The organism is Nocardioides psychrotolerans (assembly GCF_900113685.1).
Classification (GTDB): domain Bacteria; phylum Actinomycetota; class Actinomycetes; order Propionibacteriales; family Nocardioidaceae; genus Nocardioides; species Nocardioides psychrotolerans.
Genome location: NZ_FOQG01000006.1, coordinates 61651 through 76929, shown reverse-complemented (window position 1 = coordinate 76929; position 15279 = coordinate 61651). Strand labels below are relative to the sequence as shown.

Sequence of the window (15279 nt, the reverse complement as noted above, 5' to 3'; positions counted from 1 at the left end):
CTGCGGGGGACCCCAGGCTACGAAGGAGTTGGGGGCTGCGTGGTGCTTTCCACGATCGGGGCACCGGCCCACGCTCGCCCGGAGTAGCTGAAGAGGAACCAGATCACAGCGAGGTAGGCCAGCTGGGCCGCCGCCGTGGCCGGCGCGGCGAGCTGTTCGAGGCCCGCGCCGAAGACCAGGACCGGCACCACGGCCACGATCACCAGGACGGTGCGGATGGTGCTCAGCCACCGAGCGGGGCGGAGGTCGTCGGCCGAGGTGGCAGCCTGGGCCAGGCCGTGGCAGAGCAGGGCCGAGCAGGCGAACGCCGGCAGGTCGGCCGCCCACGCGAGCGACGGGTCGAGGTCGACCAGCGCCTCCCGGGGCGTCTGGAACCACAGCGGCACGGAGACCGCCAACGCCAGGCACCCGACGTACAGGGTGGCGAAGCGCAGCGGCGTGACGGCCGGGAGACGGCGTACGCCGAGCAGGACCAGCACCCAGCCGACGGGGTCCGCGTAGGCGTCGTAGCCGTTGAAGAGGGCGTAGAGCGCGATGAAGATGAAGCCCATCGCGGCGGACTGGAGGGGCTTCATGGCGACACTGTAGGGGCGCCGGTCACGAGCCAGGCCCCGCCCCGGGCGCGCAGGACGAGGACGACGAGGCGGGCACCCATGAACGCCGAGCAGAAGACCGCCCAGACGATGACGAGGCCACCGACGAGATGGGCGGCGAGCACGACGAGGGGCACGTAGGCGACCAGGGTGACGATCCCGCCCCAGGCGAGGTAGGTGCCGTCGCCGGCGCCGATGAGGACACCGTCCAGCACGAACACCACTCCGGCCACGGGCTGTGCGAGGGCCGCGACGAGCAGGACCGGCACGAGCAGCCGCTGGACCTCCGGGTCGTCGGTGAACAGGGGGCCGAGCACCGGGCTGGCGGCCGCCAGCAGGAGCCCGGTGACGATGCCGCTCACCACTCCCCACTGCACCATGCGGCGCGTGACCGCGCGGGTGCCCACGACGTCGCCCGCCCCGAGGTAGCGCCCCGTGATCGCCTGCGCGGCGATCGCGATTGCGTCGAGCAGGAAGGCCAGGAAGGTCCACAACGTCAGGGCCAGCTGGTGGGTGGCCAGCTCAACGGCGCCCGAGCCGACGCCGATGGTCACGGCGTACGTAGTGACCAGCAGCGCGGCACGCAGGGTCAGGGTGCGGATGACCAGGGCCACGGCCGCGCGGGCGGCGGCGCGGATGCCGCGCAGGTCCGGGCCGAGCGGTGCGCCCTCGGCCCTGGCGGCCCGGGTGACGACCGCGAGCAGGGCCACCGCGCTGGCGACCTGGGCCAGCACCGACCCGAGCGCGGAGCCGGCGATGCCGAGGCCGGCCCAGCTGCCGACGCCGTAGACGAGGACCAGGTTGAGCACGATGTTGAGGGCGTTGCCTGCGACGGCGACCACCAACGGCGTCCGGGTGTCCTGCAACCCGCGCAGCACGCCCGTGGTGGCGAGCATGACGAGCAGGGGGACGGTGCCGAGGAAGGCGAGGCGAAGGTACGTCGCCGCGTGCTCGGTCACGACCTCGCCGGCGCCGAAGAGGCCGACGAGAGGGTCCGTGAGCGTGACGCCCGCGAGCGTGGCGACCAGCCCGATGCCGACCGCGAGCCAGACCCCGTCGACTCCCTGGGCGAGGGCGGCACGACGGTCCCCGGCGCCGAGCAGGCGTGCGACGCTGGCCGTGGTGCCGTAGGCGAGGAAGACGCACAGCCCGACCACGGTCTGGAGGATGATGGCGGCGATGCCGAGACCAGCCAGCTCCGGGGTCCCGAGGTGGCCCACGATGGCAGCGTCGCTGAGCAGGAACAACGGCTCGGCGACCAGGGCCAGGAACGCCGGGACCGCCAACCTCACGATTTCTTTGTCGAGTTCCTGCCGCACCCCGCCATTGTCTGATAGGCGCCGGTGGATAACTCGCCCCGGGTTGTGGAAAGTCCCTCAGGAGATCGCGATGTCGACAAACGATCCCGCCACGGGGAGATGGACGACACATGAACGAGATCGCCCGTGAACTATTTTCTGTCCACAGGCCAAGATCGACGTCTATGCAGGTCAGAGCGGTGTCGTCCCCCCTGTCGGGCAGGTTGTCCACAGGCTCCTCCCCAGGCACTGCACAGTTCCTCGCGTGTCGTCCACGGGCTGACCCGAGTTATCCCCAGGGCCTGTGGATAGGGCGCTATCCCCGGGGTGCGCCAGCCCCGTAGGTTCACGCACCTGACCGGGTGTCGGTGCCGCCACCTAGCGTGGCGTCGACCACCCAGTCCGACCGACCACCAGCCATTGCCCGGGGGTTCCATCCGGGCGCGAGGGGACCCGCGTTGAGCGTCACCGACTCCGACACCCGGGGGATGCCCGAGCCTCAGTTCGAGGAGTGGGGCGACGGCCCGGTCGCCTACGCGCCCGGCGAGCGCCCCAGCCGTCCCGGTGACCGCACTCCGCCCCAGGACATGGCCGCAGAGCAGTCGGTGCTGGGCTCGATGCTCATCTCCAAGGACGCCATCGCCGACGTCTCCGAGGCGCTGCGCGGCGCCGACTTCTACCGTCCGTCCCACGAGACGATCCACGACGCGATCATCGACCTCTTCGGTCGGGGTGAGCCGGTCGACATGGTCACCGTCGCCGCCGAGCTGCAGCGCCGAGGCGAGCTGGCCCGCGTCGGCGGCGCGCCCTACCTCCACACCCTCGCCGCCAACGTCCCGATCGCGGCCAACGCGTCGTTCTACGCCGAGATCGTCCGCGAGAAGGCCATCTTGCGCCGCCTCGTCGATGCCGGCGTCAAGATCGCGCAGTTCGGTTACGCCGGCGAGGGCCAGGTCGACGAGATCGTCGACCGCGCCCAGGCCGAGGTCTACTCGATCACCGACCGCCGCTCGAGCGAGGACTACGCACCGCTCTCCGACATCATGGACGGCGTCCTCGACGAGATCGAGGCCATCGAGAACCGCGAGGGCGGCATCTACGGCGTGCCCACCGGCTTCGCCGACTTCGACGACCTCACCAACGGTCTCCACGCTGGTCAGATGATCATCGTGGCGGCGCGGCCCGCCATGGGGAAGTCAACGCTGGCTCTGGACTTCTGCCGGGCCGCCTCGATCCACAACAACCTGGCCAGCGTCTTCTTCAGTCTCGAGATGACACGCTCGGAGATCACGATGCGGCTGCTCTCGGCCGAGGCGAAGGTGCCGCTCAACCACATCCGCAACGGCAAGATGGACTCCTCGGACTGGGACAAGCTGGCCCGCCACATGGGCAAGGTGTCGTCGGCGCCGATGTTCATCGACGACTCGCCCAACATGACGATGATGGAGATCCGGGCCAAGGCCCGCCGGCTGCGCCAGCGCCACGACCTGCGCCTGATCGTCATCGACTACCTCCAGCTCATGACGTCGGGGCGCAAGGTCGAGTCGCGCCAGCTCGAGGTCTCGGAGTTCTCCCGGCAGATCAAGCTGCTCGCCAAGGAGCTCGGCGTCCCGATCATCGCGCTCTCCCAGCTCAACCGTGGCCCCGAGCAGCGCGCTGACAAGCGCCCGATGATGAGCGACCTGCGTGAGTCGGGCTCGATCGAGCAGGACGCCGACATGGTCGTCCTGCTCCACCGCGACGACGCCTACGAGAAGGAGTCGACCCGCCCCGGCGAGGCCGACCTGATCGTGGCCAAGCACCGCAACGGCGCGACCCGCGACATCACGGTCGCGTTCCAGGGTCACTACTCGCGCTTCGTCGACATGGCGCACTGAGCGACGCGCTGTTGCCCACGCTCGCCGACTTTGCGTGTGAATGTCGAGGGACTGCGTAGTCGGACGTACTCAGGGGTCCCAACCCACCTTTCCCCACGCCCGAGGCGGGTGCGCGAGAGGCCCATGCGTACGTCCGACTACGCGACACGACACCGTCGGCTTGATGGAGGAGGAAGACCCCTTCCCCGCGCTGGCCTGAGCCTGCGCTGATGGCGGTGTCAGCAAGAACTCCGGCAACTGTCGAGATCCGGTGCGCTCGAGACGATGCGGTCGTGGTGGCCCACCAGGCGGACCACGATCCGCGTGGCTCTGGCCAGCGTGGGGCAGCGGCCCTCCCCGGGTGCACGCGTCCCGCTATCGTCGCCCCGTGCCCGGCTACCAACGCATTCTCGTGGTCAGCACGACGGCCGACGAGGCCGAGGTGCGACGCATCCGAGGGGACCTGGGTCGGGACCCGTTGGTCCTCACCGCTCCCACGGCCGAAGCCGGACGCGTGGTGCGCGTGCTCGGGGTCGAGCCTCAGGTGGAGGTGCTGCTGGCGGCAGTGACGTTCCCGCCGGTCGACCGCGGCCACCGGCTGGACGAGCTGGTCCGCGCCCACGCCCTGCGCGACCGGTTCCGCGACGTGGTGGTGGTGACCGACCCGGCGACCGCGACCCTGCTGCTGCGGGGCATCGCGCCCGACCAGCTGCCCACCCGGGGAGCCCTGACGGTGGTGGGGCTCGTCCGTGGCGACCGGCCGGTCGCCACACGACGGGGGCTCGCCGTTGGGGTCGTGCTCGGCTTCGTCGCGGCGGCGGTCGCGCCGCCCGGGGCGATCCTGCTGCCAGGCGTCGTGGCGCTGCTCGGGCTCGTCTTCTTCTTCGCCCAGCCCTGGCGGCACCTGGGTCGGGAGCTGCTGCTCGCGGCGACCGTCGCTGTCGGGGTCGGCCTCGTGGTCATCGCCAGCTCGGCCCGCTTCCCCGGCGGCTGGTGACCGCTGCTCCGAGATCGCCCGCCGGGCGATCTCGCTCGGCGGCGGGGGCCCGCCGGTGTCCCACCCGGTGCGCACCGTCCACCGGCCGGCATCGCAGGGTGGCGTCATGCGACGAGGCAGACTGCACGTGTTGGGCGCCGGCGGCGCAGGGACGACGACGCTGGCGCGGGCAGTGGCCGACCACTGGTCCGTGGCCCACGCGGACGCCGACGACTACTTCTGGGAGTTGAGCCACCGGCCGTACGTCGAGAAGCGCCCCGTCGAGGACCGCGTGGCTCTGATGACCGCGGTCCTCCCAGGACGGGGGGCGTGGGACGTCGATGCTTGACCTCAACCTCGCTTGACGTTGTCTGCTGGTGACATGACCTGGGAAACGCTGGACGAGGCCTACGACCGACTGAGGGCGACCGGACCTGAGTTCGACGGATGGCTCAGCAATCACGGACCGATGGCGGCCGAGGTGCTGGTGCGTCACGGCCACGGCGACGCGGTGGGGTCGTGGGTGGACGGCTATGCGCGCCGGCTGGAGCCGGCGCCTCGTGCGACCGGTCGGGTCGACGACTGGCGTGGGGCCCTGGGCGACGCGCGCCGGCTGGGCGACTGGCTGGAGCACTTCGAGGAGGAGCTGCGTGAGGGCTCCTGGACCGACGTGCTGACGACGTGGTGGCCGCGGCTGCTGCCGGGGATCGCCGCGGGCGCGACGCACGGGGTGATCCGGGTCGGGCACGCGGTGCGCGTGCTGCGGGAGCAGGGGGAGGCGCCGGCACGTGTGGCGGAGCTGGCGCAGGGGTTGGGCTACTGGGCGGCGCGGTGGCAGCGCGTGCCGGGCGCCGTCGCGCCCGACGGGTCGCTCGTGGCGCAAGCAGCGGTCGCGGGCCTGCCCCGGGTGCCCAGTCAGGAGGGTGGGATCACCGCCCGGCTGGCCCAGCTCGGCGAGACCACCGGCTGGCCCGACGCCCAGCGGGCGCTCGCTCCGGCATCGGACGCGGAGGCGTTCCTCCGGGAGGTCGTCGTCGCGGCGGTCGGTCGTTTTGCCACGCACGCCCACGGCAACCCGGTGATGCTGGTGCACGCGGCGACCGCGCCCAACGCGGTGCTGCGCGTGCTGCCCTCGCTGCCACGCGAGCTGTAGGCCGGCAGTGCGGCCGCCGGGTGGTCCGCGTCGGCGGCGGTGCTCGCCGCCTATGCGCCGGCACCGGCGTCGGCCCGGCCCGTCCGACCCGCGCCACCCACCGCGGCGGAGGCCGTCGACCGGGCTGCCCAGCACGGCGACGAACACGTCATCAAGCTCGCCGACACGGCCGCCGACGCCTATGCCTGGAGCGGCGACACCAGGGCGCTGTCGGCCGTGGTGGCCGCGGCGGAGCAGATCGACCCCGCCTCCACCTAGGGACTTCTAGCCCGCGAGGTGGCCGTGGTCGACGGTTTGGATGCTGCCGTGGACGGCGCTGGCGTCGTCGGAGGCGAGGAAGCAGATGACGGCGGCGACGCTGTCGGCGCTCATGAAGCCTCGGGCGGCCGAGACGCGCATGATCAGGTCGAAGTCGGCACCGTCGGGGACGTCGATGGTGTGGACCTGAGGGGTGTCCATGCCGCCGGGGCAGACGCAGTTGACCCGGATTGGGGAGCGCAGGTGCTCGACGGCGAGCGCCTTGGTCAGGCCGACGACGCCGTGCTTGGCGGCGGTGTAGGCGGCGGAGTAGGCCTCGCCGACGAGCCCCGCGACGGAGGCGACGTTGACGATGTTGCCGCTGGTCTCGAGCAGGTGGGGGATCGCGGCCTGGGAGCAGAAGAAGGCACCACCGAGGTTGACTGCGATGTCGTGGACCCACTGGTCCTCGGTCACCTCGCCGGTGATCCGGAAGTCGTGGCGACCGGCGTTGTTGACGACCACGTCGAGCCGGCCGAAGCGCGCCGCGGCGGCGGCGACGGCCGCGCGGCAGGAGGCGGGCGAGGCGACGTCGAGGTGCCCGACGGCGACCTCGCCGGGCAGGTCGGCGCAGGAGGCGGCGACCTCGGCCAGTCGCTCCTGGTCGCGGGCGGCGGCGTAGACGTGCGCGCCGGCGCCGGCCAGACGTCGTACGCAGGCGGCCCCGAGACCTGAGGAGGCACCTGTGACGAGGACGGCGCGGCCGGTGAAGTCAGAGGTCATGACCGCACGCTAGTCAGTCCGATCGCTCGCCGTCCTCCTCCCCCAGATGGGGGGCTTGTCGGCGCGATCACTCACAAAGCAGGACGTGCGGCCGATGCCCCCCGTCCTCACCGTCGGCCGGGCCGCCGCCTCGAGCCCGAGCCCCGTGGACCCCCGCGGGCACGGGACCTTCCGGGTCGCCTCCTTCGACATCCTCGGCTCCCACCACACCGAGCGGTTGAACCCAGTCAGTCCTGCGGACGCTTGCGTCGGTGGCGGGCCAGGACTGAGGCGTCGTACGGCGGTCCGCTCGCGGTGGGCCGGTCTTGCCGGGTTGGCCGGTCGGGCACTGTGGGGGGATGCAGACACGACACCTCGGGAACCAGACCACCGGACGCATCGAGGTCGGGGCCATCGGCCTCGGCCTGATGACCTTCGACCAGACCGGCGCGCAGCCGCGTGAGCAGCTCGCCGAGACCGTGCGCGCCGCGTTGGACGCGGGCGTGACCCTATTTGACACCGCCGACGCCTACGGCCCCGGCGACCTCGGAGCCGCTGCCCAGGGGGAGAACGAGCTGCTCGTCGCGGGACTGCTGGACGAGCTCGGCGCGCGCGACCAGGTCCTGCTCGCCACCAAGGGCGGCCACGTCCGATCCGACGGCGGTGACTGGGCCACCGACAGCTCGGCTGTGCACCTGCGCGAGGCCGTCGACGCCAGCCTCGGGCGCCTGGGCGTCGAGCAGATCGCGCTGTGGCAGCACCACCGCCCCGACCCGGCGGTGCCCTACGACGAGGTCCTGGGGACCCTGCTGGAGATCGCCGTCAGCGGCAAGGTCGCCATGGTCGGGCTCTCCAACGCCGACCCTGCCCAGATCCGGGCGGCGCACGCCGTCCTCGGCGACGCGCTGGTGAGCGTGCAGAACCAGTTCTCCCCCAAGTTCCGCAGCAGCCTCCCCGAGATCGAGGTCTGCGAGGAGCTCGGCCTGGCCTTCCTCCCGTGGAGCCCGCTGGGTGGCCTCGGGGACGCCAAGGAGCTGGCCGAGAAGCACCCCGCCTTCCAGGAGGTCGCCGCCGCGAGGGGGGTCAGCGCCCAGCAGGTCGCGCTGGCCTGGGAGCTCGCGCAGTCCCCCGTGGTCATCCCGATCCCCGGTGCCAAGCGTCCGCAGTCGATCACCGATTCCGCCGCTGCCGCTGACCTCGAGCTCACGGCCGACGAGCTGGCCCGACTCGACCAGGACTGACGCTAGCGTCGCCCGTGTGAGCGCCGTCGACGACCGGGCCCTCGCCGAGGCCGTCCGCCGGGTGACGGCGGTCGCGCTGGCGTTGCCCGAGGCCCACGAGGAGGACGCGTGGGTCGGGGTGCGCTGGCGGATTCGCCAGCAGACCTTCGCCCACGTCCTGCCGATCCGCGCCGGCCGGCCCGAGGGTCACGCTCGTGCCGCCGGCACCGACGGACCCGCGTTGATGCTCACGGTGCGCGCCGAGCCGGACGAGGCGGCGCTCCTCCTGGCCGTCGGCGTCCCGTTCGTCGCGCTGCCCCACTGGGGCACGATGGTCGGTCTGCTCCTCGCGGAGAGCCCGGACTGGGACGAGGTTGCCGAGCTGGTCACCGACTCCTACTGCGTCCAGGCGCCCCGGCGGCTCGCGGCCCTGGTGGACCGGCCTTCGGCTGGGTGAGCCACGACCCCTCTAGCCAGTTCGTCGGCAGTTCGCCGAGGCCCGGCCCACCGCGGAGCGTGAGCGGACCGCCGTACGCGCCGAACTGCCCGGTTGCATTGGCGGTCAAGTGCCAACATCCCCGGACATCCGGGTACTCATGCACCCGGACGGACCAGCCAGCCTCACTCCGAGACGGTGACGCCCTTCCAGAACGCGACCCGGTCCTGGACCTCCGCAGCAGCGGAGGAGGGGGTGGGATAGAACCAGGCGGCGTCGGCGTTGGTCGCACCGGCGACCTCGAGGCTGTAGTAGCTCGCGTCGCCCTTCCAGGGGCAGTGTGTCTGCTTCGCCGACGGGCGCAGCACCGCGGCGTCGACCGAGGCGAGCGGGAAGTAGTGGTTTCCCTCGACCACGACGGTGTCGTCACTCTCGGCGATGACCTGGTCGTTCCAGACTGCGCGCATGGTGCTGCTCCTCGGACGGTACGGCGGGCGGGTGGCCTCGCCCGGTCAGCGTACGGGGGGCCTCGCGCGGTTCGCTGCGACGAGCGCGGGCGGTCCGGGACTAGACACGGGGTGTTCTCAGGGTCACTCCTGATGCACGATCGCTGCAGGGATCTGGTGAACTAGCCCCTATGGGGATCGTGAGCACGCTCAAGCGCCGGGTGGCGACCCGGCTGCTGGCGCGCTCGACGCGCAACGGGATCGACCTGCGCAAGCTGCGCTTCCTGCCCGACTCCGTCACCATGCCGCTGCAGCGCGAGGGCCTCGACCCGCTGCCCGAGATGGCGCAGGTGCGCGCCGAGGCGCCGGTCACCCGGCTGACCCAGATGTTCGGCAAGGGCATCTGGCTCGTGACCGGTTATGACGAGGCGCGGGCGCTGCTCGCGCGCGGTGACCAGCTCTCCAACGACCTGGGCCAGTTCGTCTCCCAGGAGGGGCGCGACCCCTCCGAGCAGATCGGCGGGCTCGGGATGACCGACCCGCCCCACCACACCGTGCTCCGCAAATACCTCACGCCCGAGTTCACCAAGCACAAGCTCGCCCGGCTCGAGCCGGTGATCGAGCAGATCGTCGAGGCGCGCCTGGACGCGATGGCCGCGGACGGCCCGGTGGTCGACCTGGTCGACCAGTTCGCCTTCCCGATCCCCTTCGAGGTGATCTGCGAGCTGCTCGGCCTGCCGGTCGACGACCGGGCCCGCTTCCACAACCTCGGGGCTGCCCGCTTCGACCTCTCCCAGGGCGGTGTCGGCGTCTTCGGCGCGGCCGCCCACACCCGCGAGTTCCTCATCAGCCAGGTGACCCGCCAGCGGCTCGAGCCCGGCGCCGGCCTGATCGGCTCGCTGCTGCGCGAGCACGGTGATGAGCTCGACGACGTGACGCTGGGCGGCCTGGCCGACGGCGTGTTCCTCGGTGGCTACGAGACCTCGGCGAGCATGCTCGCGCTCGGCACCTACCTCCTGGCCCAGCACCCCGAGGCGATGGCGCTCCTCCGCGACGGCGACGACGCTGCCGTCGACGGCCTGGTCGAGGAGCTGTTGCGCCACCTCACGGTCGTGCAGCTGGCATTCCTCCGCTTCGCCCGCGAGGACCTCGAGCTCGGCGGTCAGCAGATCAAGGCCGGTGACTGCATCGGCATCTCGCTGCTCGGCGCCAACCGCGACCCGGCGCTCACCGATGACCCCGACACGTTCGACCCGCGTCGCGAGCCCACCCGCCACCTCGCCTTCGGCCACGGCCTCCACCGCTGCGTGGGCGCCGAGCTGGCCCGCCTGGAGCTGCGCATCTCGCTGCGCGCCCTGGCCCGCCGCTTCCCCGACCTCGAGGTCACCGTCGACGACGACCAGCTGGACTTCCGCAGGCTCTCGGCGGTCTACGGCGTCGACGCGCTGCCCGTGCGGCTCTACCCCGCGCTCGGGGACTACGACGCCAGCCAGGCCACTGCCACGATGGGGGCATGAGCCGCACCCGAGCCTCCGGTCCCGCCGCGACGGTCGCACTCACCCTGGCGCTGACCCTCGCCGCCTGCTCCGACGACGCCGCCAACGAGCCCAGCGACGCCGTCGCGACGGCCGACGCGGCCGACACCGTGGACGTGGTCGATGACGGCGACGAGCTGCGCACGGTCGAGGTCGTCGACGGGCTGGTGAGCCCGTGGGGCCTCGTGCAGCTCGCCGACGGTGCGGTCCTGGTGGGGGAGCGCGACACCGCGCGGATCCTCCGGGTCGACGGCCGCGCGGCGGTCCCGCTCGCGACCCTGCCCGACGTCAGCGCCGGTGGCGAGGCCGGGCTGCTCGGTCTCGCCACGACCCCGGAGCAGGACCGGGTGCTGGCCTACTACTCCACCGAGGACGACAACCGGATCGTCGCGATGACCTGGGACGGCGAGGCACTGGGCGAGCCCGAGCTGCTGGTGTCGGGCATCCCCGGAGGCGCGGGCTACCACCAGGGCGGGCGCCTCCTGCTCGGTCCCGACGACCTGCTCTACGTCAGCACCGGAGACAACGGCTCACCGGACTCCGCGCAGGACCCGGACGCGCTGTCGGGCAAGATCCTGCGCTTCACCACCGACGGGGAGCCGGCGCCGGGCAACCCCTTCGACTCGGCCGTCTACAGCCTCGGGCACCGCAACATCGAGGGGCTGGCCTTCGACGACCGGGGCCGGCTGTGGGCCAGCGAGTTCGGTCAGGACACCTGGGACGAGCTCAACCTGGTCGAGGCCGGCGGCAACTACGGCTGGCCCGCGATCGAGGGTTCCGGGGGCGGCGATGACTACCTCGACCCGGCCGTCGTGTGGCGCACCGAGGACGCCTCGCCCGCGGGCCTGGCCTTCTGGGACGGCTCGCTGTGGATGGCCGCCCTGCGCGGGCGCACGCTGTGGGAGGTGCCGCTGTCCGCCGGGTCAGCGGGCGGTGTGGGTGAGCCGGTCGCGCACCTGCAAGGGCAGCTCGGCCGGCTGCGGACCGTCGCGACCACCCTCGACGGCGACGGGTTGCTGCTCACGACCTCCAACACCGACGGCCGCGGTGACCCGGCCGACGGTGACGACCGCCTGCTCCGACTGGGCCGGTGACTGCGGGCCGGACGACCGGGGGCGCGGTCCAGTAGCGTTCCGGCATGACCCAGAAGTTCGCCGACGTCGAGGAGTACGTCGCCTCCCTCACCCCCGAGGCGGGTGCTGCCGTGCAGCGCGTGCGCGGCTGGGTCCACGAGGAGATCCCCGGCCTCACCGAGGTCATCCGCTACAACATGCCGACCTTCCAGCGCGACGGACACTCGCTGCTCCACGTCGCGGGCTGGACCGAGCACCTCTCGGTCTATCCCGAGCCGCCCGCGCCTGCCGCCGACGCCGGCCTGGTGCTCGACCTCTCGCCCCACGCGTCGGGCCGCGGCACGCTCCGCTTCGACCTCGACCGGCCGCTGCCCGAGGAGCTCGTCCGGCGGGTGCTGCGCGCCTACCCGCGCTGACGTCCAGCCCGGATTCACGCCGCGTTCACCGGTGCCTGCCACGCTCCGACCGTGACGCCCCCGCTGCCCCCGGCCACCCGACGTACGATCCTCGGCGGCGCAGCCGCCTCCTCCCTGCTCTGGATCCCGCCCGCGACCGCGGCCGCGCCGCCCCAGGGCGTGCACCTCACCTACGGCGCAGACCCTCGTCGCCAGATGGCGGTGTCGTGGTCGACGCCTGCGTCCGTACGACGCCCGAGGCTCGAGGTCGGCGTCGACCGGAGCCTGGGTCGGGTCGTCGACGTCGACTCGCGCTCCTCCAAGGACGTCCGCTCGGTCTACCACCACGCCCGGATCGGCGGGCTGCGACCGGGCACGACCTACCGCTACCGGATCGAGCACGGCGGAGCGACGGGCGCGACCGCCGCCTCCGGCACCTTCCGCACGGCGCCGGAGAAGCCGGAGGCCTTCCGCTTCGCAGCCTTCGGCGACATGGGCGTCAACGCCGCGGCGGCCGCGCACGTGGCGCTGATCCGGCAGCAGGAGCCGGACTTCTCCTTCGTGGTGGGCGACCTCTGCTACGCCGACTCCAGCGGCGGCACGGGCGTCGGCGGGCCGGACACGCAGGACTTCGCCGAGTGGGACCGCTGGCTGCGCCAGATCCAGCCGAGCGCCCGGAGCACCCCGTGGATGACCACGGTCGGCAACCACGAGATGGAGACCGGCAACGGTGAGCTCGGCTACGCCGGCTACCTCGACCGCTTCTCGCTCCCCCGCAACGGCGTGGACGGGGCGCCGGTGACCTACTCCTTCGTCTACGGCAACGTCGGCTTCATCGCGCTCGACGGCAACGACGCGTCCTACGAGATCGACCGCAACGCCGACTACCTCGGCGTCGATCAGGACCGCTGGCTGGTCGGCCAGCTCGCCACGATGCGCGCCCGCGCCGACCTCGACTTCGTGGTGGTGGGCTTCCACAACTGCATGTTCTGCACCAACCTGGTCCACGGCTCCGACGGGGGCAACCGCGACCGGTGGGAGCCGATCTTCGACCGGTTCTCCGTCGACCTGGTCGTGAACGGCCACAACCACTGCTACGAGCGCACCCACCCGGTGCGCGACGGGGCTCCGGTCGTCGAGGCGCCGCGGGGGGCCGTGGTCGACAGTCGCCACGGTACGACGTACCTGACCGCCGGCGGAGCCGGTCAGGCCGTCTATCCCGTGGGTGGGCAGGCGCTCTCCTACGTCACGATCGCCGGCGGTGCGCGGGTGCCGGAGGCGACCACGTGGTCCTCGGTGACCGACGCCCAGCACTCGATCGGCTTCGTGGACGTCACCCCGCGCGACCGCGCCGGGGTCGCGCGGATGCGGCTGACGGCGCTGGCCACCGACGGCAGCGTCATCGACCGGGTGACCCTGCGCCGCTCCTCGCGCACCGGGGAGTAGCGTCACGCCCCGTGACGGTGGTGGTGATCGGGGGCGCCAACCTCGACCTCAAGGCCCGCACGACGCGCGCCGTCGTGCCGGGGACGAGCAACCCCGGCAGCATCGCGACCAGCCCCGGCGGGGTGGCGCGCAACATCGCGGAGAACCTCGCCCGACTCGGCACCCCCACGCTGCTGGTCGCGGCCGTCGGCCGCGACCTCTTCGGCGACGACCTGCTCGGCGCGACGGCCGAGGCCGGCGTCGACGTGTCCCGGGTGCGACGGGTCGTCGGCGAGACCGGCACCTACGTGGCCGTCCTCGACGACGCCGGCGAGCTCCACGTCGCTGTGTCGGACATGTCGGCCACCGCGACCCTGCGCCCCGAGGACATGGACGCCGAGCGAGCCGTGATCGGCGCGGCGGACCTGGTCGTCCTCGACGGCAACCTCCAGCCCGACACCCTCGCCCGCGCGTGGACGCTGGCCAGCGCCGCCGGTGTCCGCGTCGTCCTCGACCCGGTCAGCGTGCCCAAGGCCGCGGCCCTCGCCACCGCCCTGCGCGACCGACCGTTGTGGGCCGTCACGCCCAACACCGCCGAGCTCACGGCCCTCGGGGCGAGGACGCCCGCCGACCTGCACGCCCGCAATGTGTCGGTCGTGTGGCTGCGCGAGGGCGCTCATGGTTCGCTGCTGAGCACGCCGGAGGGCGAGGTGCGGCTCGCGACCCTGCCCGGTGAGGTCGTCGACGTGACCGGTGCCGGCGACGCGATGCTGGGAGCGTTCTGCCATGCCCTGCTGGGCGGAGCCTCGCTGCCCGACGCTGCTGCCTACGGTCACGCGGCTGCCGCGCTCACCGTCGCCTCGACCTCCACCGTGCGCGCCGACCTGTCCGACGAGCTCCTGAGGAGCCTCCTGTGAGCCCGACCCACCAGCACCCGCTGCTGACCGTGACCGACGAGGTCGCGACCGCCCTGGCCGAGGGGCGGCCGGTCGTCGCGCTCGAGAGCACGATCATCAGCCATGGCATGCCCTACCCGGCCAACGTCGAGATGGCCGTGGAGGTCGAGGGCATCGTCCGCTCGCTGGGAGCCACCCCGGCCACCATCGCCGTGCTCGACGGCCGCCCACGCATCGGTCTCGCCCCCGACGACCTCGAGCTGCTCGCCAGCCATGCCGACGTGATGAAGGTCAGCGTGCGCGACCTGCCCTACGTCGTGGCGCGCGGCGTGCACGGCGCGACCACGGTTGCCTCGACGATGCGGCTCGCGGCCCTGGCCGGCATCCGGGTCTTCGTGACCGGCGGACTGGGCGGCGTGCACCGCGGGGCCGAGACCTCCTTCGACGTGTCCGCGGACCTGACCGAGCTCGGCACCACCGACGTCGCAGTCGTGTGCGCCGGGGTCAAGAGCATCCTCGACATCGGCCTCACGCTGGAGATGCTCGAGACGCTCGGCGTCCCCGTGGTGGGCTACGGCAGCGACGAGTTCCCCTCCTTCTTCTCCCGCGCGAGCGGCCACCGAGCCCCGATGCGGGTCGACACCCCAGCCGACGTGGCCGCCATGATGCGCGCCAAGTGGGGCCTCGGGCTCGACGGTGGAGTCGTCGTGGCCAACCCGATCCCGGTCGAGGACGAGATCCCGGCCGACGAGATCGGGCTGATCATCGACCGCGCCCTCGCCGACATGGACGCCCTCGGCATCAGCGGCAAGGACGCCACGCCCTACCTCCTCGGCCGGATCGTCGAGCTCACCGACGGCGCCAGCCTGATCGCCAACATCGCGCTCGTGCGCAACAACGCGCGCCTGGGGGCGGCGATCGCGCGGGAGTTCGCGGGCTGGCCTGTTGGCGTCGAGTGACGCATCCGGCATGTCCCGT

The 15279-nt window shown here is 72.5% G+C and carries 16 protein-coding genes and 1 pseudogene; 13 read left to right on the top strand and 4 right to left on the bottom strand.

From position 1 onward, the window contains the following. Window positions 1–17: 17 nt before the first annotated feature. Window positions 18–575 carry a hypothetical protein gene (locus tag BM204_RS09040; protein WP_091112281.1) on the bottom strand — a complete coding sequence of 186 codons (558 nt, stop codon included), beginning with the start codon at window positions 573–575 and terminating at the stop codon, window positions 18–20. After that, window positions 572–1912, bottom strand: a complete 1341-nt coding sequence (locus BM204_RS09035; protein ID WP_246166595.1) for an MATE family efflux transporter — start codon at window positions 1910–1912, stop codon at window positions 572–574. The genes BM204_RS09040 and BM204_RS09035 overlap by 4 nt, the downstream gene beginning before the upstream one ends. 437 nt (window positions 1913–2349) lie before the next feature. On the opposite strand from BM204_RS09035, the gene dnaB reads away from it, so the two are divergent. The 5 genes from dnaB (at window position 2350) to BM204_RS22965 (ending at window position 6134) form a co-directional block, all read left to right on the top strand. Then, entirely contained in the window at window positions 2350–3768 is a 1419-nt protein-coding gene (gene dnaB / locus BM204_RS09030; RefSeq protein ID WP_439895891.1) for a replicative DNA helicase, read from the top strand. 367 nt (window positions 3769–4135) lie between these two features. After that, window positions 4136–4744, top strand: a complete 609-nt coding sequence (locus tag BM204_RS09025; protein WP_091112277.1) for a hypothetical protein — start codon at window positions 4136–4138, stop codon at window positions 4742–4744. Window positions 4745–4850: 106 nt separating this feature from the next. After that, window positions 4851–5072 carry a P-loop NTPase family protein gene (locus tag BM204_RS09020; RefSeq protein ID WP_143099699.1) on the top strand — a complete coding sequence of 74 codons (222 nt, stop codon included), beginning with the start codon at window positions 4851–4853 and terminating at the stop codon, window positions 5070–5072. 33 nt (window positions 5073–5105) lie between these two features. Continuing rightward, window positions 5106–5876: a questin oxidase family protein gene (locus BM204_RS09015; protein WP_218031386.1), complete on the top strand. Its 771-nt coding sequence runs from the start codon at window positions 5106–5108 to the stop codon at window positions 5874–5876. A gap of 39 nt (window positions 5877–5915) precedes the next feature. Continuing rightward, window positions 5916–6134 carry a hypothetical protein gene (locus BM204_RS22965; protein ID WP_218031387.1) on the top strand — a complete coding sequence of 73 codons (219 nt, stop codon included), beginning with the start codon at window positions 5916–5918 and terminating at the stop codon, window positions 6132–6134. A gap of 6 nt (window positions 6135–6140) precedes the next feature. On the opposite strand, the gene BM204_RS09010 is transcribed toward BM204_RS22965, so the two are convergent. Beyond that, window positions 6141–6896: an SDR family NAD(P)-dependent oxidoreductase gene (locus BM204_RS09010; protein ID WP_091112271.1), complete on the bottom strand. Its 756-nt coding sequence runs from the start codon at window positions 6894–6896 to the stop codon at window positions 6141–6143. 338 nt (window positions 6897–7234) lie between these two features. On the opposite strand from BM204_RS09010, the gene BM204_RS09000 reads away from it, so the two are divergent. Further along, the gene (locus tag BM204_RS09000) at window positions 7235–8116 is read left to right on the top strand and encodes an aldo/keto reductase (RefSeq protein WP_091112267.1); all 882 of its coding nucleotides are present in this window, start codon (window positions 7235–7237) and stop codon (window positions 8114–8116) included. 16 nt (window positions 8117–8132) lie between these two features. Next, complete coding sequence (locus BM204_RS08995; RefSeq protein ID WP_091112265.1) at window positions 8133–8552, top strand: MmcQ/YjbR family DNA-binding protein; 420 nt, start codon at window positions 8133–8135, stop codon at window positions 8550–8552. A 164-nt stretch (window positions 8553–8716) separates the two neighbouring features. Here BM204_RS08995 and BM204_RS08990 read toward each other — a convergent pair. Further along, a pseudogene (locus BM204_RS08990) lies at window positions 8717–9001 on the bottom strand (DUF427 domain-containing protein); the annotation flags it as partial. 167 nt (window positions 9002–9168) lie between these two features. On the opposite strand from BM204_RS08990, the gene BM204_RS08985 reads away from it, so the two are divergent. The 6 genes from BM204_RS08985 to BM204_RS08960 are packed head-to-tail and all read left to right on the top strand — an operon-like array spanning window position 9169 to window position 15260. Then, a complete protein-coding gene (locus BM204_RS08985) occupies window positions 9169–10494 on the top strand; it encodes a cytochrome P450 (RefSeq protein ID WP_091112260.1) in 1326 nt (441 codons plus the stop codon). Beyond that, window positions 10491–11606: a PQQ-dependent sugar dehydrogenase gene (locus tag BM204_RS08980; RefSeq protein ID WP_091112257.1), complete on the top strand. Its 1116-nt coding sequence runs from the start codon at window positions 10491–10493 to the stop codon at window positions 11604–11606. Before BM204_RS08985 ends, BM204_RS08980 begins: the two co-directional genes overlap by 4 nt. Window positions 11607–11650: 44 nt before the next feature. Continuing rightward, window positions 11651–12001 (top strand): iron chaperone, encoded by a 351-nt coding sequence (locus BM204_RS08975; RefSeq protein ID WP_091112256.1) that lies wholly within the window; start codon window positions 11651–11653, stop codon window positions 11999–12001. A 51-nt stretch (window positions 12002–12052) separates the two neighbouring features. Beyond that, window positions 12053–13426, top strand: coding sequence for a purple acid phosphatase family protein (locus BM204_RS08970; RefSeq protein WP_091112253.1), 1374 nt, complete (start codon window positions 12053–12055; stop codon window positions 13424–13426). A gap of 11 nt (window positions 13427–13437) precedes the next feature. Then, window positions 13438–14322: a carbohydrate kinase family protein gene (locus BM204_RS08965; protein WP_170259278.1), complete on the top strand. Its 885-nt coding sequence runs from the start codon at window positions 13438–13440 to the stop codon at window positions 14320–14322. Beyond that, window positions 14319–15260: a pseudouridine-5'-phosphate glycosidase gene (locus BM204_RS08960; RefSeq protein ID WP_091112249.1), complete on the top strand. Its 942-nt coding sequence runs from the start codon at window positions 14319–14321 to the stop codon at window positions 15258–15260. Before BM204_RS08965 ends, BM204_RS08960 begins: the two co-directional genes overlap by 4 nt. The last annotated feature ends 19 nt before the right edge of the window (window positions 15261–15279 follow it).